The organism is Ruegeria sp. AG6 (assembly GCF_056541565.1).
The window spans coordinates 243,305-268,934 of the sequence record NZ_JBQFYQ010000003.1; the positions used below are offsets into that span (position 1 = coordinate 243,305).

24 protein-coding genes and 2 pseudogenes are annotated in these 25,630 nt (G+C 57.6%); 7 read left to right on the forward strand and 19 right to left on the reverse strand.

What is annotated here, in order from left to right:
* Positions 1–100: 100 nt before the first annotated feature.
* The 5 genes from ACR0I0_RS10185 to ACR0I0_RS10205 all read right to left on the reverse strand — a co-directional run bounded on the left by ACR0I0_RS10185 (position 101) and on the right by ACR0I0_RS10205 (position 7,763).
* Entirely contained in the window at positions 101–2,278 is a 2,178-nt protein-coding gene (locus tag ACR0I0_RS10185) for a Tex family protein (RefSeq protein WP_480491274.1), read from the reverse strand.
* 163 nt (positions 2,279–2,441) lie between these two features.
* Positions 2,442–3,182, reverse strand: coding sequence for an aspartate/glutamate racemase family protein (locus ACR0I0_RS10190; protein WP_209833988.1), 741 nt, complete (start codon positions 3,180–3,182; stop codon positions 2,442–2,444).
* Positions 3,183–3,221: 39 nt separating this feature from the next.
* Positions 3,222–4,460, reverse strand: coding sequence for an NAD(P)/FAD-dependent oxidoreductase (locus tag ACR0I0_RS10195; protein WP_480491276.1), 1,239 nt, complete (start codon positions 4,458–4,460; stop codon positions 3,222–3,224).
* Between the two features lies 1 nt (position 4,461).
* Positions 4,462–6,675, reverse strand: coding sequence for a TRAP transporter permease (locus tag ACR0I0_RS10200; protein WP_480491278.1), 2,214 nt, complete (start codon positions 6,673–6,675; stop codon positions 4,462–4,464).
* Positions 6,676–6,755: 80 nt separating this feature from the next.
* A complete protein-coding gene (locus ACR0I0_RS10205; protein ID WP_171635979.1) occupies positions 6,756–7,763 on the reverse strand; it encodes a TAXI family TRAP transporter solute-binding subunit in 1,008 nt (335 codons plus the stop codon).
* Between the two features lie 144 nt (positions 7,764–7,907).
* Here ACR0I0_RS10205 and ACR0I0_RS10210 point away from each other — a divergent pair, with 144 nt between their 5' ends.
* Entirely contained in the window at positions 7,908–8,837 is a 930-nt protein-coding gene (locus tag ACR0I0_RS10210) for a LysR family transcriptional regulator (RefSeq protein WP_253283270.1), read from the forward strand.
* A 44-nt stretch (positions 8,838–8,881) separates the two neighbouring features.
* On the opposite strand, the gene ACR0I0_RS10215 is transcribed toward ACR0I0_RS10210, so the two are convergent.
* The 9 genes and pseudogenes from ACR0I0_RS10215 to ACR0I0_RS10255 all read right to left on the reverse strand — a co-directional run bounded on the left by ACR0I0_RS10215 (position 8,882) and on the right by ACR0I0_RS10255 (position 16,964).
* Entirely contained in the window at positions 8,882–11,095 is a 2,214-nt protein-coding gene (locus tag ACR0I0_RS10215) for a hybrid sensor histidine kinase/response regulator (protein ID WP_210092873.1), read from the reverse strand.
* Positions 11,096–11,098: 3 nt separating this feature from the next.
* A complete protein-coding gene (locus tag ACR0I0_RS10220; protein WP_171723722.1) occupies positions 11,099–12,268 on the reverse strand; it encodes an FIST N-terminal domain-containing protein in 1,170 nt (389 codons plus the stop codon).
* A gap of 46 nt (positions 12,269–12,314) precedes the next feature.
* Positions 12,315–12,998 carry a response regulator gene (locus ACR0I0_RS10225; protein ID WP_171635969.1) on the reverse strand — a complete coding sequence of 228 codons (684 nt, stop codon included), beginning with the start codon at positions 12,996–12,998 and terminating at the stop codon, positions 12,315–12,317.
* A gap of 142 nt (positions 12,999–13,140) precedes the next feature.
* Positions 13,141–14,897 (reverse strand): annotated as a pseudogene (locus ACR0I0_RS10230) (PQQ-dependent methanol/ethanol family dehydrogenase).
* A 423-nt stretch (positions 14,898–15,320) separates the two neighbouring features.
* Positions 15,321–15,905 (reverse strand): annotated as a pseudogene (locus ACR0I0_RS10235) (YVTN family beta-propeller repeat protein); the annotation flags it as partial.
* A 2-nt stretch (positions 15,906–15,907) separates the two neighbouring features.
* Positions 15,908–16,222, reverse strand: a complete 315-nt coding sequence (locus ACR0I0_RS10240) for a hypothetical protein (protein WP_480489027.1) — start codon at positions 16,220–16,222, stop codon at positions 15,908–15,910.
* A gap of 12 nt (positions 16,223–16,234) precedes the next feature.
* Positions 16,235–16,411: a hypothetical protein gene (locus ACR0I0_RS10245; protein ID WP_348539519.1), complete on the reverse strand. Its 177-nt coding sequence runs from the start codon at positions 16,409–16,411 to the stop codon at positions 16,235–16,237.
* A gap of 6 nt (positions 16,412–16,417) precedes the next feature.
* Positions 16,418–16,645: a hypothetical protein gene (locus tag ACR0I0_RS10250; protein WP_480491282.1), complete on the reverse strand. Its 228-nt coding sequence runs from the start codon at positions 16,643–16,645 to the stop codon at positions 16,418–16,420.
* A gap of 22 nt (positions 16,646–16,667) precedes the next feature.
* Positions 16,668–16,964: a hypothetical protein gene (locus ACR0I0_RS10255; protein WP_480491283.1), complete on the reverse strand. Its 297-nt coding sequence runs from the start codon at positions 16,962–16,964 to the stop codon at positions 16,668–16,670.
* A gap of 316 nt (positions 16,965–17,280) precedes the next feature.
* On the opposite strand from ACR0I0_RS10255, the gene ACR0I0_RS10260 reads away from it, so the two are divergent.
* The 6 genes from ACR0I0_RS10260 (at position 17,281) to ACR0I0_RS10285 (ending at position 22,505) form a co-directional block, all read left to right on the forward strand.
* Positions 17,281–17,457, forward strand: coding sequence for a hypothetical protein (locus ACR0I0_RS10260; RefSeq protein WP_480491284.1), 177 nt, complete (start codon positions 17,281–17,283; stop codon positions 17,455–17,457).
* Between the two features lie 89 nt (positions 17,458–17,546).
* The gene (locus ACR0I0_RS10265; protein WP_480491285.1) at positions 17,547–18,068 is read left to right on the forward strand and encodes a transporter substrate-binding domain-containing protein; all 522 of its coding nucleotides are present in this window, start codon (positions 17,547–17,549) and stop codon (positions 18,066–18,068) included.
* Between the two features lie 72 nt (positions 18,069–18,140).
* Positions 18,141–18,665 (forward strand): SRPBCC family protein, encoded by a 525-nt coding sequence (locus tag ACR0I0_RS10270; protein WP_171723719.1) that lies wholly within the window; start codon positions 18,141–18,143, stop codon positions 18,663–18,665.
* A gap of 28 nt (positions 18,666–18,693) precedes the next feature.
* Entirely contained in the window at positions 18,694–19,176 is a 483-nt protein-coding gene (locus tag ACR0I0_RS10275) for a (2Fe-2S)-binding protein (protein ID WP_152460328.1), read from the forward strand.
* Positions 19,177–19,256: 80 nt separating this feature from the next.
* Complete coding sequence (locus ACR0I0_RS10280; protein WP_171723718.1) at positions 19,257–21,617, forward strand: xanthine dehydrogenase family protein molybdopterin-binding subunit; 2,361 nt, start codon at positions 19,257–19,259, stop codon at positions 21,615–21,617.
* A gap of 96 nt (positions 21,618–21,713) precedes the next feature.
* The gene (locus ACR0I0_RS10285) at positions 21,714–22,505 is read left to right on the forward strand and encodes an FAD binding domain-containing protein (protein WP_480491287.1); all 792 of its coding nucleotides are present in this window, start codon (positions 21,714–21,716) and stop codon (positions 22,503–22,505) included.
* Positions 22,506–22,552: 47 nt separating this feature from the next.
* Here the strand turns inward: ACR0I0_RS10285 and ACR0I0_RS10290 are convergent, their stop codons facing one another.
* From ACR0I0_RS10290 to ACR0I0_RS10310, 5 genes are all read right to left on the reverse strand, one after another.
* A complete protein-coding gene (locus tag ACR0I0_RS10290) occupies positions 22,553–23,440 on the reverse strand; it encodes an FAD:protein FMN transferase (protein ID WP_480491288.1) in 888 nt (295 codons plus the stop codon).
* Positions 23,437–23,892, reverse strand: coding sequence for a hypothetical protein (locus ACR0I0_RS10295; RefSeq protein ID WP_480491290.1), 456 nt, complete (start codon positions 23,890–23,892; stop codon positions 23,437–23,439). The genes ACR0I0_RS10290 and ACR0I0_RS10295 overlap by 4 nt, the downstream gene beginning before the upstream one ends.
* A gap of 1 nt (position 23,893) precedes the next feature.
* Entirely contained in the window at positions 23,894–24,238 is a 345-nt protein-coding gene (locus tag ACR0I0_RS10300) for a 4Fe-4S binding protein (RefSeq protein WP_371732254.1), read from the reverse strand.
* Positions 24,239–24,247: 9 nt separating this feature from the next.
* Positions 24,248–25,012 carry a hypothetical protein gene (locus tag ACR0I0_RS10305; protein ID WP_480491292.1) on the reverse strand — a complete coding sequence of 255 codons (765 nt, stop codon included), beginning with the start codon at positions 25,010–25,012 and terminating at the stop codon, positions 24,248–24,250.
* Positions 25,013–25,186: 174 nt separating this feature from the next.
* On the reverse strand, positions 25,187–25,498 hold the full coding sequence (locus tag ACR0I0_RS10310; protein WP_480491294.1) for a hypothetical protein: 312 nt from the start codon (positions 25,496–25,498) through the stop codon (positions 25,187–25,189).
* Positions 25,499–25,630 lie beyond the last annotated feature (132 nt).

A 25,630-nucleotide genomic window follows, 5' to 3' on the forward strand; every position in this document is an offset into this window, starting at 1 on the left:
ATGGAAACAACGCATGCCGGCTGCCCGTATCGGTCTGCACGCTATTTCCGGCGGGTAACGCCTTTATGTCGTTAAGCCCGGATAATGTGCGGATTGCAGATCAGGCGCGCCGATTTCCACCGCCGCCCTGTTTGCGCATCGAAAGCCCGATCCGTTTTCTGGGTACATCCACCTCGACAACGCGCACTTTCACGACTTGCCCGGCCTTGACGACCTCATGCGGGTCCTTGACGAAGCGGTCGGCCAACTGGCTAACGTGAACCAGACCGTCCTGATGAACGCCCACATCCACGAATGCCCCAAAGGCTGCCACGTTTGTCACGGTGCCCTCAAGAACCATTCCGGGCTTCAGATCGGTTATCTCTTCGATGCCATCCGCGAAAGTGGCCGTGACAAAGCTGGGCCGGGGGTCTCGTCCGGGTTTCTCAAGCTCGGCAAAGATATCCAGAACCGTGGGCAGGCCGAAATCTTCGGTTACGAATTGTTGTGCCCGCAACCCTTTCAAGGCCCCCTCATGGCCCATGATGTGCCTGATATCCCGCCCGCAGGCCGACACGACGCGGCGGGCGACGTCATAGGCTTCGGGATGCACCGACGACGCATCAAGCGGTTCGGCGCCGTCCCTTATGCGAAGAAACCCGGCGCATTGCTCAAAGGCACGCGGACCCAGCCCGGCAACGGACAACAGGTCCTTGCGCGATTGGAACGGCCCGTTCAGATCGCGATGGGCGACGACGGCTTCGGCTTGCGCGGGGCCCAGCCCCGACACACGCGCAAGCAAAGGTGCAGAGGCCGTGTTCAGGTCAACCCCGACCGCGTTCACGACATCCTCGATCGCGGAATCCAGGGATTGCGACAGGCGGTGCTGGTCAACGTCATGCTGATATTGCCCCACGCCGATGGATTTCGGTTCGATTTTGACCAGTTCTGCCAAAGGGTCCTGCAATCGCCGGGCGATGGACACCGCCCCACGCAGCGAAACGTCCAGATCGGGAAACTCTCGTGCTGCCAGTTCCGACGCGGAATAGACCGAAGCCCCCGCTTCGGACACTACTACCTTGGTCGGTGCTTTTACCGCCTTGGGGAGCAGAGCCAAAGTATCTGCAACCAACCGTTCGGTTTCGCGGCTCGCTGTTCCGTTTCCGATGGCGATCAGTTCAATCTCGTGGGCCGAGATCAGGTTTAGGATGGTAGCCTGCGCTCCGCGCAAATCGTTTTTGGGTTGGAAGGGATACAGCGTGTCAGTGGCCACGACCTTGCCCGTTGCGTCAACCACCGCCGCTTTCACGCCGGTGCGGATGCCGGGATCGAGGCCCAAAGTGGCCTTGGCACCCGCCGGAGCAGCATACAGCAAGTCCTTGAGGTTGCGTGAAAAGACCTGAATTGCCTCGTCCTGTGCCCGACTGCGCAGTTCGGCCATCAGTTCGACCATCATGGACAGCGAAAGCTTGACCCGCCAGGTCCACCCGGCCACCTTGCGCAACCAGGCATCACCCGGCCCTTGGCCACGGGTCTGCAAATGCGCGGCCACGATGGATTCGGCCCGGGCTGCCCCGAACTCCGGTTCCGGCGCGATATCAAGTGAAACAATGCCTTCTTTTGACGCCCGCAGCATTGCCAAAGCCCTATGCGATGGAACATCCGTCCATCGTTCGGAATGGTCAAAATAATCACTGAACTTGGCGCCTTCCTTTTCTTTCCCGTCGACAACTCTTGCACTGAGCAGCGCCTCGCGCTGCATGAAGGCCCGTAACTCACCCAGCAGTGTCGCATTTTCCGTTAATCGTTCGGTCAGAATGTCCCGCGCGCCGTTCAGCGCGTCACGAGGGGTGGCAACGGCTTCGCTCAAATATGCCCCGGCCAGTGTTTCCGGGTCCGCATCGCGATCGGCCAGAATGGCTTCGACCAGGGGTTCCAGCCCGTTTTCACGCGCGATCATCGCCTTGGTGCGCCGCTTGGGCTTGTAAGGCAGATAGATGTCTTCCAACTGGGCCTTGGTTTCTGCCCGAGCTATCGATTTACTCAGATCTTCGGTCAGCTTCCCCTGTTCTTTTATCGACTTCAGGATGGTTTCCCGCCGTGCCTCAAGCTCACGCAGATAGGTCAAACGTTCGGACAGAAGGCGCAATTGGGTGTCGTCCAACCCACCGGTTGCTTCTTTCCGATAGCGGGCGACAAAAGGAACCGTCGCTCCGTCGTCCAATAGATTGATCGCAGCACCGACCTGATCGGGACGTGCATTGATCTCGGTGGCTATGGTGCGGGCGATACGGTCCAAGGGGGCCTCCTGAAACGGCAGTGGAAGGGCTTCTTAACCAGCCGTTTCAGCAAGGGAAAGTCCCTTGTACCGGTCCGTCCAAAGGCATCAGCGGATAGCAACTGTTTTCGCGGCTATTCGACGCTTCTGAGCCATTGAAAGGAAACACCAGCCTGCAAGGGCCTCACCCCCACGGCATCAGCCCGCAATACCCGGTGCGTGCGCTTACATTATGCGCCATTTGCGCCAGCGTCGTAAGGTCGAAGACCGGCAGTTTCAGGTTTTCCTGAATGCGTTTTGCATAAGGGGGAAGATCCGTGCATTCCAATACCACGGAGCGTATTTCGGGCGTATCGCGCTTCAGCCTGTGCGCAGCGTCAAGCACTTCGGCCTCGATCAGATCTGTGTCCATACGGGTGCGCGCGTTGCGCAGGATGACTTCGGCAAACTCGCTGGTGTGTTCCAGACCCTGTACGGCCACCGGAACGCCCCCCGCTCCAACGCCTTCGAAATGGCGTTGCGTCAGCGCTGACGAATCCGCTGTAATCACCCCGACCGGTGCGCTGGCCCCGGTCATGTGAAAGGCCAACGGCACTTGTATCAGGCTCGAAGCGAAGACAGGCACCGATACGGCCGCGGCCAACTCTTTTTGGAACAGGGCGAGAAACCCGCAACTTCCGGTAATGGCGCGTACGCCTTCAGCCTCAAGCCGTTGCGCGCCTTTAATGAATGGGTTCAGCAGATCAGGCGTCGGATTGTTCAGCAGCGTTGGCACCGTGACGCCATCTATCATCTCGTACAGCACCGGGAACGGCAGGCTGGAAGGGTTCTTGATATGACCGGGAGGTTTGGGAAAATAGCTTTCCAGACACAAAACCCCGATTGAGGCTCCGCAGATATTCTGTCCACCCTGATAGATCGGCATGATTGGGTAATCCTTCTTAGAAACGGTGGTTGTTACGCGTCAAAATCGCGACAAGGCGATTGAATCCAATGGGATGTTGAGGCGCTGCCCTGACACCAGATCAGCCACCAGCTCGCCGGTTTTGGGGGCCATCATCAAACCGTAATGGGAATGACCAAAGGCGGTGAACAGGCCCTTGTGCCCCTCAACCGGACCGATCGCAGGCAAACTGTCGGGAAAAGACGGGCGTCGGCCCATCCAGAACTGTGTATCCGAGGTGTTCAGATCCGGCATCATTGCGCGGGCCTGTGCGGTCAGAAGCGACTGTTTGCGTGGATCTGGCGGCGCGTCGATGCTGCCGAATTCGGCCGTGCCCGCCACGCGCAGACCGTCCTGCATCGAACTGGCCACCACCTTGGCGTCCACGTCCATCACCGAGTTTTCCAGGCTGGCAGAGGGGGTCGGGAATTGGACATGGTATCCACGCTCGGCCACCAGTGGCACGGGCAAACCCAAGGGTTTCAGCAACTCGGCAGACCAAACACCGGCGGCCAGCACGACAGTATCGGCGTGAAGCGCGCCGGCCGACGAGGTCAAATGCCATTGGCCGTCTTCCGTGCGCTCTAGTTCTTTGACTTCTGTCCGCACGAACTCGGCGCCTTGTTGACGGGCCTTGTCGGCCAAAACCGCACCAACCCGGCCAGGAGACGTGACCCGCGCCTGTCCCTTGATCAGGATCGCAGCCTTGAAATCTCTGGATAACGCAGGTTCGATCCGGCGCAATTCTGGTCCGTCGATCCGCTCTAGATGTCCGCCTTTTTCCTGCCGGATCAGATATCCCAATTCTTTCAGGTCAGCCTGATCCGGGTTGCGAAACGCGTGGACATAGTTGGAATCAACAATAAGGTCTTCGTGCCCGGTATTTTGCAGATGTCTTCGGTACAGATCTATCGAAGGGCGGCACAGCACCTCCATTGCGTCCGAGATATTGCGTACGGATTTCACGCTTGAATTCTTCAGGAACCTCAGGCCCCAAGGTATCATCCTGGGCCAGAACGCAGGTCTGACGGTCAACGCGCTTTTCGGGTCCAACAGCATCCCGGGGATCGTTTTCCAGATACCCGGCGTGGCCTGTGGAATGACCGACCAGGGCGAGACGACACCGGCATTGCCGAACGATGTCTCCTGCCCCGGTTCTCCACGGTCGATCAGACGCACGGCAATACCGCGCTCCTGCAACGAGAGCGCACAGCACAGACCGACGATCCCGGCGCCGATGATGGTCACTTGTTCAGGCATGTCAGACCGTTGCTTGAATTCGGCTGCGGGCGATCACCTGTGTGATGATGACAGGAGACGCCACCGCCAATGCGATCAGGTCAGCCGTCAGCGTGGGCGCCACGAAGATAACCCCGGCAATGGCCATCAGGATGCGCGACACGAGGTTGAGTGGCTGCAACCAATACCCCACGACCGCTGCCGAAAGGGCGATGACACCGGCGATACAGCTGGCGGCGGTATAGGTGAATTCCCAAAGATCGAACCCGGTGGAAGACACGAACAGCAAAACCGGCGCATAGACGAACGCCATTGGCGCGATGACCTTGCCCAGTCCCAGCGTAAAGGCGGACAGCCCGGTGCGGAACGGGTTGGAATTCGCAATCGCTGCCGCCGCATAGGCCGACGTACAGACCGGAGGTGTGATCTCGGAGACCACGCCATAATACAACACGAACAGATGGCTGGCGATGGGTGGAACCCCCAACTGCGCCAGCGCAGGCTGCGCCACCGAGACGAGCATGATGTACAGCGCCGTGGTCGGGATGCCGGCACCCATCAGAATGCAAACGATGGCAATAAAGACCAGCGAGATAAACAATTGCAGGTCTTCCATCGCAAACAGTTGGAAATTGCCGAACGAGATCATGTTGTAAAGATCGGATGCCAGATTGCCCGCGCCCTGCGTGACCATGAAGCCGATGCGAAAGCCGATGCCGGTAGTGTTGATGACACCCACCACGATACCAACAGCGGCGGCAGCGGCCCCCACGGCCAGCGAGTACTTTACCCCAAGTTCGACCGCGGCCAACATCTCGGGCACTTCTATTCGTTTCTGCGGGTTGAGCGTGGCAATCACCGACAATCCGCACAGAATCGCTGTCATGGACAGGTCAAACCCACCGTCGGAGAACTTCCAAAGCACGAACGCAAGAAACGCCACCGCGTAGATCAGTGTTGGCGGTTGCTTGATCCGCGACATGCCCGCGATAACCGCCAGCGAAATACCGCAGAAGGCCGACATGAACGGCGTGTAGCCGGTAAACAGGACGACCAACAAACCGATCAACGGAACGATATTGGCCCAACCCTCGGCCCAGACGGCCTTGAGCTGTGGCAATTGCTCTTTCGCCAGACCTTGCAGGTTCAGCTTACGCGCCATCAGGTGCACCACGGCAAAGACGCCGACATAGTGCAGTATCGCCGGAAAGATCGCCGCGATCACGATTGTGGTATAGGGCACCTCGAGGAACTCGGCCATGATGAAGGCCGCAGCGCCCATGATGGGCGGAGTGATCTGACCACCGGCCGAAGACGCGGCCTCGACCCCGCCTGCAAAGTGACCGGGGTATCCAAGGCGCTTCATGTTGGGAATTGTCAGCGCGCCGGTCGAAACGGTGTTGGCCACCGAAGAGCCCGAGATCGTGCCGAAGAAGGCCGAGGATACCACCGACACTTTGGCCGGACCGCCCGTATAGCGACCCGCCAAAATGGTTGCGTTATCAATGAACAATTGTCCAAGCCCCGTTCGCTGAGCGATCACGCCGAACAGGACAAAGTGGAACACGATGGTCGAAACAACCCAAAGCGTCACGCCATAGATTCCTTCCTGCGGGAAGTACATCGACGACACGAAGGTTTTGAAGTTCACGCCCGGATGTTGCAGCAACCCGGGAAAATAGGGACCCATCAGCGCGTATGAGATGAATACGCAGATGATCAGCGGCAATACCCAACCCAGCGTGCGGCGCGCAATGTCCAGTACCAGAAGGATGATGATGACGCCGAGGATCACATCATAGCTGTTTGGGTTGCCCATGCGGAAGGTTTGTTCCTCGATCCCCAGGAACGGGATGCCGCGCCAGGCGAAACCAACGTAAAGCGCGGCGACGATGCCAAGCGCCATGAACACCAGATCATAAAGAGGGACGTTGCCGATGCGGAAGCGACTGACTTTGAGAGCATAGAGGCTTTTGGTCCCGACAATCGGGATCGTGGCGTAGACCAGAATGAACAGCAGAGCCAGATAGATGCCCATATGCCAGTGGTCGGCCGGCAAGCCGAACCCAGCCGTGAAGAATTCGTAGAATGCAAAGATCAGGGCGACGACACGCAACACCTTGCCTGCCGTGGGCGTGACCTGCCGGACAGCGGCGCCTTCGTCGAACTGTTCTTCGATGGCCGCCAGCTCCTCGGCCGTCAGTTCGTGGTCATCAAGTTTCTGGGTCTCGGACATGATGGCCCCCCGATTTCGCAAAATTCCAGAGTGCGGTGCCCCAAGAAGGGGCACCGACGACAGGTTTCAGTCAGGTGTGGTTATTGAAGAAGACCGGCTTCTTTATAGAACTTCTCAGCACCCGGATGCAGCGGAACACCCAGCGCCTCGACGCCGTCGAGGGCAGTATCAGGCGTGATCTGCTTGCCCTTTGCGTGGCCGTTGTCCAGCAGCTTGCGCGTGTTGTCGTTCCACAGGGCCTTGGTCAGCTGATAGACCAGATCTTCGGACAGATCCGATGACACAACCAGCATTGCGCTGACCGCAGGGGTCTTGGTTTCGGAATCGATGCCTTCATATACACCGCCCGGGATAGCGGACGGGATATAGGCAGGAATGATCTCGTTGATCTTTGCCAGATCTTCATCGCTGAAGGAATGCAGGTTCATGCCCTTGGTCGATGACAGCTGCACCATTGCGGCAACCGGCCAGCCTGCTGCGTAGAAATAGGCGTCAAGCTGACCGTCGGCCAAACGCTCGGCGCTCTGACTGTTGTTCAGCTCGGCCTCGTCCATATTGTCGCGATTGACGCCCCAGGCGTCCAGCATCTGCAAAACGGCCACCTGCGTGCCGGAACCAGCCTGGGCAATACCAACGCGCTTGCCTTTGAGATCACTCAGATCGTTGATCGTCTGACCGGCTGGCAGCACCAGGTGCAGGTCTTCCGGGAACAGGTTTGCGACGATGCGCAGTTTCGGGTGGGGTTTGCCTTCAAACTTGCCCTCACCCAGATACATCGAACGGGTTACATCTGCCGCGGCCAGGCCGGCCTCAAGCTCGCCGTTTTGCACGGCGGCATTGTTGAAGACTGACGCAGTTGTCGACTGTGCAATCGCGATCAACCCGGGCACGCCGCATTGGCCGCCCTCTTCGCAGGGGCGTGAGCCTGGAGGGGCCGAAATTCCGTTGGCGATGGTCCCGCCGATCGGGAAATAAGTGCCGCCTGCACCGCCGGTGCCGATGCGAAAAAAGGTTGGGTCCTGTGCAAACGCCGGTGCAGCCAATGCACCCGCCAAAGCCAAACCCGTCAGGCATTTCATCAATTTCATCGTAAGCTCCCAGTTGTGGATCATTGGATTCGGTTTGTTCGAATTCTGATCCGTTCAGCCTATGGAGTTTTAGCATAAATACAAATTTGTTATATTTAACAAAATGAAAGTTTAGCTTATGTTTTAGATATGAACCTTGCTCAATTGACAGTTTTTCGTGAGGTGATGGAAACCGGGTCCATCTCTCAAACCGCGAAGAAGCTGAACAGGACACAACCCGCGATCAGCCTGGCAATCAAGAACCTGGAAAGGAGTCTGGGACTGACCTTGTTCGAACGAAAAGGCCGGCGTCTGATCCCAGTGCCAGAGGCGCATTACCTGTTGGCAGAAACCACCGGAATACTGGACAGATTATCTACGGTTTCCAGTACGATGCACGGTCTTCTTAAAGGAAATTCAGGCAGCCTGAACATTGCCGCCATGCCGGGACCGTCCATTTTTGCCTTCCCGAATTTCATAAGCCGTTCAGTTGGCGGGAATCCGGACATCCGGGTTACGCTGTCCACCCGCAGTTCGCCACAGATAATGGAACTTGCAGGCACTCAGAACATTGATTTCGGGTTTGCTGATTTCGAACACCCGGTCGGAAAGAAGCCGCAATTCACGGCAGAGATCATCAGCGGAGACTGCTTTTGCGCAATGGATCGGGACAACCCGTTGGCGCAAGAAAAGGCTGTGACGATTTCGGATCTCGATGATGTGCCAATGGGTGGACTGTATGACACCCACCCTTTTCAGAAGAAAGTGCAGCGCGCTTTTCAGATGGTTGCCGCCACTTACAAACCTAGTGTGACGTGCCAGTATTTTCTTCCGCTCATTCCGTTTGTTGGATCGGGGCAGTGCTGCTCGATTGTCGATCCGTTGACTGTTGCGACGGAACGGAAGCTGAATATCTCGCATGGCCGTGTGGTATTCCTGCCTTTCAAGGACCCCCTCAGATACGAATACGCCATCCTGTCGCCGGATCACCGCCCCCCTTCGCAATTGGCGCTGAAAATAAAAGCGGGATGGAAGGCGGAAGTTGTGTCGATGCTGGATCAGACCAACGCCAACCCGCGGACGGAAGACTTCTGAAAGACACCCGGCCGAACTTGGAAATGTGCGACAACCGGAAAAACTCAGATGACGCGCGCGACCGAGGCCTCCAGCGTCGATTTTAGCAGTTGCGGATCTATCGGTTTGTAAAACAGCGGCAGCTTTGCTTGTTTGCACTGCTGAACAAGCTCTTGTGATCGATTGGCTGAGATAATACAGCCGGGCAAATGCCCGAATTCATCCGTCAGGGCGCGCATGGCGTCCGTGCCTGTTTTTCCGTTGTTCAATTGATAGTCGGCGACAACAAAGTCTGGCAGGATGCCTATTTCGCGCAGAAGGCCAATCGCTTCGCTTTCGCTTTCGCATTCCAGAACCTCGACGCCCCAGGATTCGATGGTCATGGTCAACGCGCCGCGCAGGTTTTCATCGTTTTCGATCAACAGGGCGACGGTGTTGCCCAGCACATTCAAGTTTGGTTTTTGTACCACTGAAGAGCAGAGAAAAACCTCTGGTTTCACCCGGGCCAAAGGTATTTCGACCGAAAACCCCGTGCCCTTTCCAACTTCGGAAAACAGGTGGATGGGGTGTTGTAGCAACCCGCAGGCCCGCTCGACAATCGCAAGACCCAACCCCATTCCTTCGGCGGCGCTGGCATCTGAATGCAAACGCTGAAATTCCTGAAACACGATATCTCTTTGATCTGATGCTATGCCAATGCCCGTATCCCAGACTTCCAAAGCAATTGCGTTCTTGCGATGCCTGACACCAACAAGAACTTTGCCGGTCTCGGTGTACCGGATCGCGTTTGACAGCAGATTCTGCAATATACGCCGAAGGTAACTGGCATCGCTTGTGACCAGAGCCTTTGTGTCAACAAAACGCAAACTCAAACCCTTGGCCTGGGCGACGGGCTTGAATGCGTCTTCCATCTGCAAGAAAAGCTCGCCCACCGACACTGTGGACAGATGCGCCTTGGCCCGCCCGGAATCCAGCTTTGAGATGTCCAGCAGGGCTTCGAGAATGTGTTCGACACTGTTCAGGGCGCTTTCTGCTTTTGCTGCAACGGTCCGGGCGGTGTCAGTGTCCAAACCGCTGCCCAGTGACGCAACATAGAGCTTTGCAGCAGACAGAGGCTGCAACAGGTCATGGCTGGCGGCGGCCACAAAACGCGATTTTGACGCGTTCGCCCGTTCAGCCTCGTTCAGCGCATCCGCAAGCTCCATTGTGCGTGACGCCACACGTTGTTCCAAAAGTTCCTTGGCTTCATACAAGGCCTGCGCAGACCTCCGTTCCGCAGTTACATCGGTAAAGGAAATCACAAAGCCCCGGTCTGGCATTTCCTGCGCAAAGACCGACAGGATTTTCGATCGCCCCTGATGCATCTGGAACTGAAGAGGGCGGCGGTAGGTTGGTCGGCTGACCCAATCCAGCAGATCCGCCTCGGTTATGCCTTTCTGAAAGCTGATGTTGTCGCCCAGGCGATTGGACAGGGTTTCAAACCGCATGCCCATCTGAAACTGAGTGATCGGTATGGCCAAAAGCTCGCTTGCGCGGGTGTTCCACCCGATCATGCGGTGCTTGTTGTCAAAGATACAGACGCCCTGATCGATATGTTCAAGCGTGGCGCGGATCAGCCGCGCCTTGTCGTCAAGAATGCGATCCCTTTCTTGCCGTTCGATCCGCATGATATCTGTCACGTCGGTTTGCAGGATCACGGTGCCCCCGTCTGGCGTGCGGTGTTCTGACACTTGCGTCCACCGATTGCCCGAAAGACGAACATTGAACACCACGTGGTCATCTGCGTGACGATCCAGACGGCTTTTGGCCCAGTCCTCTGGGGTCATTGTCTCTGGCAAGGACAGGAACCTGGATCGGCTGACCAGTTCCACGTAGTCGGCAAAACACAAGCCGGGGTTCAGCTGTTCCTGAATATCGGGCATATGCATCCCGAACCTGCTGTTGCACAGCACCAGTTCTTCGTCACGATTGAACAGGGCAAAGCCTTCCTGCACCGTTTCGATCGCATTTGCCAAATCTGCGCGCGCTGCTTCGGTTTCCTTGTTGGCCTGCGCCAACCTGGCGTTGGAGTCATTCAGAAGTTCAAGCGCGCGCTCAAGGTCATCCGTTCGGGCGCGAACCTCTTGTTCAAGCACCGCCGCCCGTTGGAACTGAGCATAAGCCGCGCCAGAGGCATTGGTGGATTCTTCGACCCGCCGCATCAGGGCTTCGGCAATTTTCCTGAGTTTTTCGTTCTGACGTTCAAGGGAGTCCGAGGGGTCTGTGAGATGCTCGATCATACCTTACTCTTTCTCGGGCGGGTATATCGCCACGCCGGTCAGGGTCTGGTTCACATGGATCGAATTGAATTGCTCTCCATAGGTCGAGAAACCGACCACGTGATGGCGAGACAGGATGTCCGAGATCGCGTGCGTCTTCTGCTTTTGCTGGGCCTCCAGCCGGCGAAGGATGCAGTCACAACCCAAAATGGTGTCGGGTTGCTGCTTCTCGGTCAACAGGCTGATTTCTTCCTGTAGATGTTCAACCATGTCCCGAGGTTCTGCCAGCGTCAGGACCAAGCCTTCGTCAATCGCCGAAAAAAAGACGAGATCGCCATTTCCCGCTACCTGCTGGATCGCGCGGACATGGTGTTGCCCGCCTATTTGCACAACGACTGGATGGGCCGCGAATGTGAATGTGGTGAGCTGTTCCGGGTCTTTGCCGAGAATACGGGCGTATTCGCGGGCAGCGGGTTCGGCATTGATTTCCTGAACGATGCGTTTTGCCGGGTCTGCCTTGGTCACGACCATGCGATAGGCGGTGGGCAGAAGGTGATCGGTCTTGAACACCTTGATCGGACACCGCGTGCGAACCTGCGTGAGTACGGCTGCGTTGCTTCTTGCCTGCCCCTGATACAGAACATAAGTGCGCCCGAATTTGGTTCCATCCCCGGCCGAACCGCCGAACAATGGCACCGGCCCCAGCCCCACAGCCAATTCCGACGTCAGTTCATCTTCTTTTGTCGACAACCCGTCAATCATCAGGAACGTGAATTCATGGCTCCAGTCGGGTGCGTTCGCCATCATCGTATTTCTGTTGTGGATCATCTCTTTGATGATGCTGTCGGACTCGAATTCGTTCAGATCCGGAACAAGAACCGTGCGTATGTCGAAATGGGATTGCGGCAGGCCGATCGCGACGATCTGATCTTCGCAATACCCACTATCCGCCAGCTCTCCGGCGGTGGTGCAACCAACAATCGGGGTCGGCGCAAAGGCGCGCTCGGCATCCGCGATCACCACGGATGCATCGGCGTTCGGGCTGACAAAAAGAATGACAAGCGCAAGTGGGTCATCACCCAACTGGCGTCTGAGGGTCTCGATCGACTGCCCGGTGTCGTGGCGTGCAAAAGCCGTTTTGACGATGCCTGGCGTGCGGGCCCGGGCTGTTGCCCACCCGACTGCTTGGTCCATCGTGCCTCCTCCCTAAAAGCGCGACGATGACGTGAGAGTATGACGCTTAGCCTTGGTCTTGCAAGACACTGGCAAAGGACGCTTTCTTGACGATCAGAACCGCCTGCGTACGACTTTGAACACCCAGTTTTCGCATTATTGCTGTCACGTGCGCTTTGACCGTCGTTTCCGCAATCGACAAGTCATAGGCGATTTGCTTGTTCAGTTTGCCTTCGCAGATCAGTTGCAGGATGCGCGCCTGTTGATTTGTCAGTGTCGCCAGTCGTTTGACCGCTTCGTCGTGTTCGTCCTCTTCCTCTGTGTCAATCAAAACACAGCCCTCTGGCACGAAAACGTCACCGGCGTGCACTGTCTCGAATGCAGTGCGGAACACGTCGCGCTGACTGTGCTTGGGGACATAGCCTGATGCGCCGGCCTGTATCACCTGGCTGACAACGCGGTTGTCCGTCAGCGACGACACTACGATCACCGGTGCGTTTGCGGCAGCCTTCAAGCGGATCAAACCTTCCAGGCCGTCCACATCCGGCAAATTGAGATCCAGCATGACCGCATCGGGTTTCAGCCCACTTGCCAGCAGATCCAAGGCGTCCTCCAGCCGGTCTGCCGTATGGATTTTCCGGATCTGAGCCACACTTTGCAAGGTCATCGACAAGGCGTCGCAAAACAATGGATGGTCATCAACGATCAGCACGTTTTCGAAATTATTGCGCGCGGCGGATTCAGCAAGCATCTGGTATAGCCTTTTGCATTCAAATGGTCTCCAGCCTAACCAATCCTAGCGATGAATGAAAACCACGCATACTGGCGGAAGGTCGTATAGTAACGCGCACCCCGGATCAGAGGTACGCATCAGGGTTTTGCTGGATCCCGTGTCAGTTCGCCGATGCCAGTTCCTTTGGCGGGCGGAAGGTCCACAAGGTACCACCCTGGTTCAGATAGTTGACCTTCTTGGCCACCTCACCCCCCCAGAGCGGTGCAGTGCCGCCCCAGCTGGAAATGATCGCGACATATTGTTCACCATCCTGTTCCCAGGTCACACGCTGCCCGAGCCGGTCTGGAACGACCACAGCTTCTCGCTGGTCTCGTCGTCCAGCGCGATAAACTCACCTTCAGGCGTGCCAAAGAACACCAGGCCACCGGCTGTCGTCATCACGCCTGACCACAGCGGCGCGTTGTTCTTGTATCCCCATTCCCATTCGCCGGTATCCGGATCGATGGCCTTGAGAGATCCAATGTGATCTTCGTAGTTGGGCTTGATCGTAAAGCCTGCGCCCAGATAGGCGGCACCCTTCTTGTACGAGATCGGCTGGTTCCAGATATCCATGCCCCATTCGTTCGACCGTACATAAAAATTGCCGGTACGTTGCGAAAAGGACATCGGCATCCAGTTCTTGCCGCCAAGGAAAGAAGGCGATGCAAAGATCACTTCACCCTTCTTGTCATCAGCCGCTGACGACGGATCCCCGGGGCGGTTTTCTTCGACAAAGACCGGTCGGCCGGTCTCATCCACGCCGGACGCCCATGTTATGTCTTTGACAAACGGATTAGCCGATACAAAGGCACCGTCTTCGCGGTTCAGAAAATAGAAATACCCGTTGCGATCGGCGGTTGCGTAACGCTTGTTTCCTTCACGGTCGGTATAGGCAACAACCTCGTTTACACCGTCATAGTCCCAACCTTCGCGCGGCGTGGTCTGGAAATGCCATTTGATTTCGCCGGTTTTCGGATCGATTCCGATGCGGCTGGCCGCGTAAAGGTTGTCTCCGGCGTTACCTTCCGTCGGCGTGCCCGCATTGCGCAGCCGCGAGTTCCACGGCGCCGGGTTTCCGACCCCGAAAACAAGCGTATCCGTGTCCGCGTCATAGGAACAACCCAGCCAGGTTGCGCCACCGCCGGTCTTCCACATGTCGCCGGGTCACGTCGCATTCAACTCGCCCGTCATGGTGCTTTCTTCATCGTTCAGCGTCTCCATATGGCCTTCTATGACCGGGCGTTCCCATACCGGATCACCGGTGTTCACGTCCCGTGCCTGCACAGCGCCAACGATGCCAAACTCACCACCGGAATTTCCGGTGATCACCAGCCCGTCAACGATCAGCGGAGCCGCGTTGTAAGAATACGCCGCCTTGTAGTCCGCGATTTTGTCACGCCGCACGACGTCGCCGGTGTCTTTGTTCAGGGCCACAATCCGGGCATCAAGGGTGCCGAAAATCACCTTGTCGCCGTAGATGGCGGCACGCCGGTTCACCACGTCACAGCAAGGCAGAATGCCTTCGGGCAGGCACGCCTCGTATCGCCAGACCTCTTTGCCGGTTTCCAGATCAATTGCATAAAGGCGCGAATACGATCCGGTGATATACATCATGCCGCCATAGATCAGCGGTTGGGTTTCCTGCCCGCGCTGTTTTTCGCCACCAAGGCTGAACGCCCAGGCCGGCAACAGGTTCTTGACGTTGTCTTTGTTCAGCATGTCCAACGGGCTGTAGCGCTGCAAGTGGCGTCCCATCCCGTTTGTCACGACCTGGGTCGCAATTGACTGGTCGTTGGCCAGATCGTCCTCGGTAACTTCTGCATGGGCCGTGCCCACTGCAATCACGCTTGCAACTGCCGCCATTGTGAACCGGTTCATCGGTGTCCTCCCTAGACTTGTGTCTTCCCTCCGCACCGAATCGCCGACAGGTCAGAGCTGTTGGCACGGCAACTATTCGCAGGCGGGTCTGTCGGCGAAATTGCACAATGGTCGTGGGGGCAATTCGCGCATTTTATCCGGGCTCCACACTCATGGTTTCGGCGGCACCAGCGGTGACTTATCGGACCACTTTCGGGCATCTGTCGCAACGGTTTGCGACGCGGCGCCGATCCTTCTCCCGGACGAACATGATCTTGATACGGTTGCGCTATTTGGCCCTGCACGCGTCGTTCGGAACGGGTCTGTCCCGCGACGTCCCGCCCAGAATGCAGGGATATGTTTCCTTGACCTTTCAGGCCGCCCAAAAATCTACCGACCACCATTGCCGCTGAAATTCAGGAGCTTGATTCAGTTTCCGGCGTCGATTTCAGAGCTGACCCAAGGTTCGGTTCCGCCCTTGACGAATTCCGCGTGGCGCGGGCGCGAGTCCACCAGGGCGTTGGCGAACAACTCCTGTGTTTCGGTATCGATCCAATGAGCCATGTTGATGGTCTCGGACGTGGTGACAGCGATCATGCCGTCAGGTGAGACCGCCATCCCTTCCGGCTCGATACTCACGTCTATCTGGGCAATTACGGTCCGCGATACCGTGTCGACGACAGTTGTTATCGCGTCATCTTCGTTGGCGATGTACAGATGCCGATCATTCGGGTGCAAAACGAACTGTTTGGGGTCTTCGCCCGACGGCAGATCATAAAGGACTTCTCCGGTTTCAGGATCCATGACCTGCACCGAGTCATTATCTGACGCGCAGATGTAGAGAACCGAGTAGTCCTTGGAAAATGTGATCCCGCGTGGTCGTTCTCCGGTTTTAAGGGTGCGGATCACTTCAAACGTTTCGATATTGATCACGCTGAGCGTGTCGTCTTTTTCATTGCTGATCCAAATCTCGTCCGAAACCGCCGGAGTGCAAAATGCAGCAGCGGCCAAAAAGACGGAAAACTTTATCTTTAGTCCTCGCTAAAGGCCGTGCACAGGCATTCGGCCTGGTCAATTCCCAGAGTGTCCAGTTCAGTCCTGTGGTGCAGGAAACCCGCGAGCGGTGCGAGGGCCACGACCGCTCGATCCGTCATCAGCGGGATGGGTTGGCGCAACTGACCGTTCCAGGCGCGGAAACTCATCGCCCGGCCCTTGAAGCCTGCCAGTTCAAATTTTTCCAACAGAATGTAGTCCCGCAGAACCGCGGGATCGCCAGATTGCGTTCGGGCCACGGCCTCGCCCAAGGACCGAAACGCAGCCCATGCCGCATAGTCGATTGGCCTCATCGACCGGCCTGCTTAACCGGCGAACCGGCTCTGCAACTGAACCGCGCCCCATTGCTCGACCACAGGCGACCACGTGACCGGTCGCAACCCTTCCGAACCTGCGACCGGCCTGGGTTCCCATGTGTTGAACGGTATATATCTTGCGAAGTCGCCCAACTCATCCGCGACCAACGTGACATCGTAGTCCACGAAATCCTACGTGAAAACAGGAACTTCCTGCGCCGCATTGTGCCTCATGTCAGCATCGAAACGCCAGGTCTTTTCCGCCCGAATTTCCAGTCCGAATTTGGTCAGGGACAGTTTCATTGCGTCAGCAAAGGCCGTGTCCGACTGGTGTTCTCCGGCGACCAGAACCAGATCGTCCCAGCGCCTTTTGACCAGAAATTGTGCCAGAGCGTCCGTGCGCATCGCATCGGACGGCATGGTGTGCAGCAGGTTGGCACGGCTAGGCGGTATGTCTTAAGTCGCGGTCGCGGGCAGACGCGTTGAGCAAGATGGCGTCGGCGGCCTCGGGAAGATCAGCGACCGCCAGTTGCGCCCGCGCCGGAGCGTCCAATATCAGGAAGCTTGTCTGGGACAAGGCCCGGCGCGCCGTATCAAGCCAATTCCCGTCTTTCGGGACGGTCAAAACTGTCAGTTCATACGTGTGGCCCAGAAACTTGGCCGTTGTCAGGTTGTCTGACAAAGCCAGTTCTGCACCTGCCGTGCCCAGATCGTCGGGCAATGGGTCAGGGTTCGACAAAACCGGTGGTCGTCTGACCTGTTGATGAAGATAGACAGCAGATACAGAGACCTCAGCTGCAGCAACCATTGGCAACAGAACAAGAGTTGCAAAGACCCAAAAAACATGGCCGTGTTTGCTCCTCCTCCGATGCTGCTCCACTAAAATGAGTCCTTGGGCGGCATGCCATTCGACCTTAGTCGCACGCAGCGGCTCATCTGCAAACAAGGTCGAATTTCACGATGGTTTTCCCTGAGCTAAGACCAGAGCCAGCATCAGAAGGAGGAGACGATGGGTCTTGTGTTTTTCAACACAGCGCTGGCTGGCCTGACCGCAGGTGGCATGGCGTTTTCGCACGGAGACGTCGCCCCGCGACCTGCTGGCCGCGATGGCCGACGGCGGGGAAGGTGATGCCGCAGCGCTTCAGTCGGATCTCAGCCAGATTGCCGGCACTTTGGAAACAGGATCGGGCGCCCTGCGGCTGACAGCGTGGCCTTTCGCGCCGCTGTTCTGATCTCGGGCGACAGCCCTGATTTCTCATAGGCGGCGGAGCAACTGACAATTGGATTGTCTGCCGCGCAATAGGACGGCAGACTGAGACACATGATCGGACGCACATTTTTTCTCTCTCTGTTGGCTGCCACTCTTTCAACCGGAATGGCGATGGCCCGATGCGAGGATCATGTGCCTCAACCCAAACCACAAAACGCCAGCCGGGATATCGTTGGCGCTGATCTCGATACCATCGTCGCGCGCGGCTATATCAAATTTGCGGCTTATGACGACTTTGCCCCGTGGTCCTATGAGAAAGACGGCAAGATACAGGGCGTGGATATCGACACCGGAACATTGATCGCCGAAGAGCTGGGGGTCGACGCGCGTTTCAATCTGGTGGCTGCCGGCGAAAACCTTGAGGCCAGGCTGACGCCAGAGCTTGACATCCATACCCCACCCCTGCCCGGTTTTGCCGTCAGTTCATGGACTACTGGCGTGGACGTTCATTTCGCCTATAGCGGCCTCTGCTATGCTGTGGACGACGCCATTTATGCGGCGTTGCAGGACAGGCGCATCGCCGAAATCTTCAAACGTCACGGCCTTACACATTCGCCGTCCATACTGCGGTGACTACACCCAAGGTCTTATAGGCAAGGCTGCGAACACCGCGTAGCGTAACAAAAATATACTTGGAGAAGTGAAATGGAACTCAATGACAGCCGCGTCATCGCCGCGCCGCGTTCCAAAGTCTGGGCCGCGCTTTTGTCGGCAGATGTTCTGAAGGAATGCGTGCCGGGATGTCAGGAGATGACAGGCTCGGTCGAAGACGGGTTCGAGGCCACCGTCGTGCAGAAAGTAGGCCCGGTCAAAGCGACGTTCAAAGGCTCTGTGACCCTTTCTGATCTCGTGGAGCTTGAAAGCGTGAAGTTATCGGGTGAAGGTAAGGGAGGAGCCGCCGGATTTGCCAAAGGCGCGGCCGACGTCACCTTGTCGGATGCCCCCGAAGGCACACTACTGACCTACGCGGTCGATGCACGCGTCGGTGGCAAACTGGCTCAGTTGGGGGGCCGCGTGATTGATGGGGTTGCCAGAAAAATGGCCGACCAGTTCTTTGAGAACTTCCAGAACGCGGTCGAACCTCAGGATGTGCCCGAGCCCGAAACCTCGGAAGAAGGCGAGACCGGGGAAAAAAAGAAAGGTTGGATCAAGCGCGTGTTAGGCGGTTGATCCTTTGGAATTCAGGGAGGAGAAAGTCATGAAAATTTCCATGACCGTGAACGGCAAAGCCGTAAGCGGAGACGTCGAGGGCCGGACATTGTTGTCCGGTTTTCTGCGCGATCATCTGTCTTTGACGGGCACGCATGTGGGGTGCGACACCGCGCAATGTGGAGCTTGCGTGGTGCATGTGAATGGCGAAGCGGTGAAATCGTGCAACATGCTGGCCGCCGAAGCAGATGGGGCCGATGTCGGCACGATCGAAGGCCAGGCAACAGCGGATGGCTCACTGAACGTGATACAGCAGGCGTTTCAGGATCACCACGGTCTGCAATGCGGATTCTGCACTCCGGGCATGGTGATGAGCGCCGCCGCGCTGCTGAAAGAGAACCCGCGCCCAACCGAGGCCGAAATCCGGAAGTATCTGGAGGGCAACCTGTGCCGCTGTACTGGGTATCACAACATCGTCAAAGCGATCATGGCCGCATCCGGCCAGGACGTGGGCAGCATCGCTGCGGAATGATGCCGCTGCGGGCGTCGGAAACACGCCCGTGGGATGAGTGAGGGATGCAGCAGCATCCGTTTATGGGAGGAGAATAAGCAATGCCCAAAGACAGTGGCATCGGAGCCAGTTCCAAGCGGCGCGAGGACGTACGCTTTCTGACCGGAGCAGGCAATTATACCGACGACATCAACGTACATGGCCAGGCCTATGTGCATTTTCTGCGGTCCGACATCGCGCATGGCCGGATCAAGTCCGTGGACACTTCGGCGGCCGAAGGCATGCCGGGAGTGGTCAAGGTGTTTACCGGCAAGGATTTCGAAGGCGTGGGCGGCATGCCCTGCGGCTGGGAAGTCACCGACAAGCACGGCGCGCCGATGCAAGAGCCCCCTCACCCCATTCTGGCGCAGGGCAAAGTGCGCCATGTGGGCGACCCGATCGCGGCCGTTGTGGCCGACAGCCTTGAGCAGGCCCGCGATGCGGCTGAGGCCATCGAGGTGGATATCGAGGAACTGCCCGCGGTGATCGACATGAAAGCCGCCGCGCAGGATGGCGCGACCCTGGTCCATGACGATCTGAAAAACAACATCTGCTATGACTGGCAGCTGGGTGAGGCGGACGACGCCAAGGTGAACGAGGTGTTTGCCAACGCCGCGCATGTCACCACTCTGGAACTGGTGAACAACCGTCTGGTTGCCAACCCGATGGAACCGCGCGTGGCCGTGGCGGAATACAGCCGGGGCACGGATGAGTATACGCTCTATACCACGTCGCAGAACCCGCATGTGATCCGGCTGCTGATGTGCGCCTTTGTGCTCGGCCTGCCCGAACACAAGGTCCGCGTCGTGGCGCCGGATGTGGGCGGCGGTTTCGGCACCAAGATTTTCCACTATGCGGAAGAGGCATTCTGCACCTTTGCCGCCAAGGCCTGCAACCGCCCGGTCAAGTGGACGGCCAGCCGGTCCGAGGCGTTCATGTCGGATGCACAGGGCCGCGACCATGTCAGCAAGATCGAGCTGGCGCTGGATGCCGACAACAATTTCGTCGGCCTGCGTACCAACACATATGCCAATCTGGGCGCGTATCTATCCACCTTTTCCAGCTCGGTCCCGACCTGGCTGCACGGCACGCTGATGGCGGGCAACTACAAGACGCCGGTCATTCAGGTAAACGTGAAGGCGATGTTCACCAACACGGTGCCGGTGGACGCCTATCGCGGCGCGGGCCGCCCTGAGGCAACATACCAGTTGGAACGTGTGATCGACAAAGCCGCGCGCGAACTGGGTGTCGATCCGATCGCCCTGCGGCGACAGAACTTTGTCACCCAGTTCCCCTATGACACGCCGGTGGCGCTGACCTATGACACCGGGGATTACAACGGGACGATGGACAAGCTTGAGGCTGCGGCTGATCTCGCGGGCTTTGCAGCACGACGCGCGCAGAGTGAGGCCAAAGGCAAGCTGCGCGGTCTCGGCGTCAATTGCTATATCGAGGCTTGTGGTATCGCGCCTTCGAATATCGTCGGCATGTTGGGGGCCCGTGCGGGTCTTTACGACGCGGCGACAGTTCGGGTGAACGCCACCGGTTCGATAAGTGTGATGGTTGGCGCACACAGCCACGGGCAAGGCCATGAAACAGCATTCCCGCAGGTCGTGGCCGACATGATCGGCATCGACGAGTCAATGGTCGAGATCGTGCACGGGGACACCTCGAAGATCCCGTTTGGCATGGGCACCTATGGCTCACGCTCGCTGGCGGTCTGCGGCTCGGCTATGGTCAAGGCCACCGAGAAGGTGATCGACAAGGCCAAAAAGATTGCAGCCCATTTGCTGGAAGCGTCCGAGGCAGATATCGAACTTAAGGACGGTCAGTTCAGTGTTGCGGGGACCGACAAGTCGGTGGCGTGGGGGGATGTGACCCTTACGGCTTACGTACCGCACAACTATCCGCTGGAAGTTGAACCGGGACTGGAGGAAACCGCGTTTTACGACCCGGCCAACTTTACTTTCCCGGCAGGGGCTTATGCCTGTGAGGTCGAGGTTGATCCAGACACAGGTCAGGTCACGATTGAGAAATTCACGGCTGCGGATGACTTTGGCAATATCGTCAATCCAATGATCGTTGATGGCCAGGTGCATGGCGGTATTGGTCAGGGCATCGGTCAAGCCCTGCTGGAGAACTGTGCCTATGACGAGAACGGCCAGCTGCTGAGTGCGTCCTTCATGGACTATGCGATGCCGCGTGCGGATGACGTGCCATTCTACGGCGTAGATCATTCCAGCCAGACGCCGTGTACGCACAATCCGCTTGGTGTGAAGGGTTGCGGCGAGGCCGGTGCGATCGGCTCACCGCCTGCGGTGGTCAACGCGGTGCTGGATGCGTTGAACTCAGGTGGAAGGGCTGTTGATCATATCGACATGCCGATGAGCCCGTCACGCGTTTGGACGGCGATGCATGGTTGAGAGGTTAAGGTGCGAGGGGCCAGCCCCTCGCGCTCCCCGGGATTTTTATAGCCAGATGAAGGGCGGATCAGCGCCTTTTCGGAAAGGAAGAACGAAATGTACAATTTCGAGTTTGAGAAGCCCTCGACCATTGCTGACGCGGTTGCAGCATTGGCAGCAGAGGATGCGCAGGCGTTGGGAGGCGGACAGACGCTGATCCCAACATTGAAGCAACGGTTGGCGGCCCCGTCCAAGTTGGTGTCGGTGAGCGGAATTCCCGAGATGCAAGGCGTTTGCATCGAGGATGACGGATCGGTGTCGATCGGTGGCGCGACGCCCCACGCTGTCGTCGCCCGCGAGGCCGTGGGCTCGTATCCAGCGCTTGCAGCGCTGGCCGGTCAGATTGGCGATCCGGCAGTTCGCAACCGCGGGACGATTGGCGGCTCGGTTGCCAACAATGACCCTGCGGCCTGTTATCCGGCAGGGGTATTGGGTTCAGGGGCGACTATCCGGACCAATACCCGCCAGATTGCCGCCGATGACTTTTTCCAGGGAATGTTCACGACAGCACTGGATGAGGGTGAAATCATCACATCGGTCCGTTTCCCGGTGCCGCAAGCGGCGAGCTACCGGAAGTTCCTTCAGCCAGCCTCGCGTTTTGCGCTTGTCGGGGTCTACCTGGCCCGCTTTGCGGACGGGGTGCGCGTCGCGGTAACCGGCGCGAGCGAGGACGGCGTTTTCCGGTGGTCCGAGGCTGAACAGGCGCTGAACAAGGAATTTCGCCCTGATGCCCTTATGGACCTGCGCGTAAACCCGGCGAACATGATTGCGGATCTGCATGGGAGCAAGGAGTATCGAGCGCATCTTGTTTCGGTCATGACCAAACGCGCGGTTGAAGACTGCTTGTAAAGAATTGGTCGGGAAAATCGAAAAGTCCCGGTGTTATCCGGGGCTTTTTATCCTTGCAGCGTCACCACTTTCCCATTGGGGCGTACACGGATCGCGATGCGCTCGCCGGCTGCCTGCGCAAGGGTCGCTGCTATTTCAGCCTCGGAAGCATGACGGAATGCTGTTGAAAGCGCGTCTGCCGTCGTAGCATCCGGTGCCTGGACACTGACCGTTGACCAAAGCGGTGCGTTTCCGCCCATCGGGTCGATGATGTGAGCGCCGCCCGACCGCAGGCGCATGACGTCAGCGCTGGACGTAGCAATGGCGCGGTCCTTCAAATGCGTGACTTCGACAAGTCGGTGCACTGGATCCGTGACGCCCAGCAGCCGCTGACGACCACTTGCATAATATTCTCCGATATTGACCAGAACCTTTTCCCACCCGGCTTTGCGCAAGGCGCGAACGACCAGATCGGTGGCGAAACCTTGAGCGATGACGTTCAGGATAAGCGCTTGATCAGGGCCCAATTGCACGAGTTCCTTAGTTAGACCTACGCGGTTCCACCCGATCAGCCTTCGCGCGTGTTGAGCCTCATTCTCGGACGCGGCAAGCCAAATTGGCTGAACTGTGGGATCAAAGCGACCATTTGTGAGGTCGTAAGCCGCGCTGCACGCTGTCAAAAGAGACACAAAAGTGGGATCGGGGCTTTTGAGATACCCTTTCCGGTTGAGCTCCGACAGGGCAGAGTTCGGGCGATACAGGCTGAAGAGCGCCTCGCATTCCTCCAGAATGGATCGCAGAGCGGCAATGGCATGTTCTGCCTCCACAGGGTCAGCATCCAGTGTCAGGCTGATTTCGGCCCCCATGGCGTAGCCACGCCGACGGATAGGCTGTGCATGAGACGGAGATGCCAGTGCTGCGGCAGATATGGCCAGAAAGCGGCGACGGTTGATCATTCGGCTACAACCTCTCTCGTGCGGCGGCGAGCCGCGACGATCAGGGGAACGCAGCGGTTGCGGTCGTTATATATGGCGACGCAGTCGAGATACTGAAAACACTCATCAAACTGAATTTGCCCGGCTTGCGTGATCGCGCCAAATTTGCATTTGACCTTGCGTAGCTGACAGGGTGACCCGCATTCGGCGCGGCGTTCGATACAGTCGCGGCCCCGAAGCAACCCACCGATCGCAAGGAACACGCACAAGGGGCAGGCATATCGGCAAAAGCCCTTGAACACCGCCATTCCCAGAACCAGCCAGAAGATGGCGTAGGCGACATAATACCATTCGCGAAAAAAGAAGGTCGTGATCGCTGTTTTGAAGGGCTCAACCTCTGCCGCTTTATCGACCTGATCAGGTGCGGCAAAGACAACGCAAGCAAGGCCGTCAGTACCGCGTATTTTAACCATTTCAGACGGTTGCCCATTTTTTTGACGGTTCAACCTGAGGGATACGAAGGGCTTTGCCCAGATGATGTGCGAATTCCCGAAGGGCACCGAAAGGGCAGAGCCATCCGCAGAACAATCCCCTGCCCCAAGCAATCAAACCCGCAAGGGTCACGGCCCAGATCAGCAACGAGAACGGATCATAGAGCAGGAAGGCAGAACTGCCGCCGTCCAATGCCGTACGCAATGCCCCCAAAACCGTGACGATCCATAGCTGCCCTTGCCCCCACCAACCCACGAAAACTGTGACAAGGGCAAGAACGCCAAGACGTACGGGAGTGAACAATGGTCGCGCCGCAAGGGCATTCATTCGCAGGGCCTAAACGGCCAACAGCGCAGCCAGAAACACACCCAGGAAAACCAGATCCAACTGGCGATTTCGCAGCGCTTCAAGCCAGGGCGGTGCCGGAACAATCTGTTCTGGTCGATCAAAGAACCTTTCAGGTGAGATATGTGCAACATCCAAAGTGACGGATCCTGTTTCAGGCTGGAACATGCCATGTTCGCGAACTGCAAGAACCTTCAACACCCATTCTCGGGAAGGTTCGAACCCCAGGCGCCGGTCGGTGCGCAGGATCATGGCAACGCCATCTGGCATGTTATCCGCCAACTCGACCAGCAGATCGGCATCACGCAGAGCGACCGGCAATCCGCTCTGCTCGGCCGAAATCCAGTCCGGCGCGGTATTGCGTACAAAGTCTTCGCTGACCGGACCATGGCGCACCGTTTCGATCACAAGGATCAGCTCGTCATTGTCCGAAATTTCCATGAAGCGCTGCAACTCTTCATAACTGTCCGTGGTCAAGGCAGCGCGAGCGATGGCTTTTGGGCCCACATCCACGACCCACAGATCCAGATAAGGGTCGTCGGGACTGTACTGCGGCTCGGGATCGTCATCTTCCCAAAGGGTGCCATTGAACAGAGCGTCAACTTGCGCATTCGTGTAGACCTTGCATGTGGCGATGCCCTGATCGATCAGATCCTGCCAGTTGAGTTCTTCTTGATAATCGGGATCCGGAAATGCAGGCGGCGCGGTTGCCAATCCCTGCATTTTCTCGCGCGCGACTGTCAAAGCAGCGCCCATGACCGATTCATGCACGATCCGCACAACTTGCCGTCGCCTTTGTAACCCCGTCCAGATAGACCAATGACGACCCGCTTGCTGCACCGCCGTACGGGGTTCCAACAACGATGGAATCCGAGATCGAAAGGCCCCTGTATTGCTCGAAGAATTTGTGGAAAGGGGCTCTCCGAGCCCTTAAACAAAGAACGGTTCGTTATGTTCAATCAACTGCACGTCAAGAAAACGCCCTTCAAGATCCAGCACGATCAACATGTTGATTGGTGCGCCTGAAAAACCGGGCAATGGCGCCATGGGTTTCGATTCAAAGACATAGCCTGCATCGGCCCCGCCGGAGTTCAGCAGACTGTAGACGCCGTTTTCGTACAACGCCGCCCCCAATGCGAACGGCGCGCGGATGTAGGATTCGATATCATCGCGCGACACAGGTTCGGCCAAAATCACTAGGCCGCCGAAAAGCAGCATCAGAATGCCTGTGAGTACGCGCATGATCGAAAGACTAACTTTCCACCCTTCGCAGGGACATTCGACGAAAGTTCTAAGTCCCTGCCCGCGGCCCTAAGGCAGTCCTGCATCCAAAGTTGCAGCCGCAAGGAAATCGACCGTGACAGGTGATGCGGC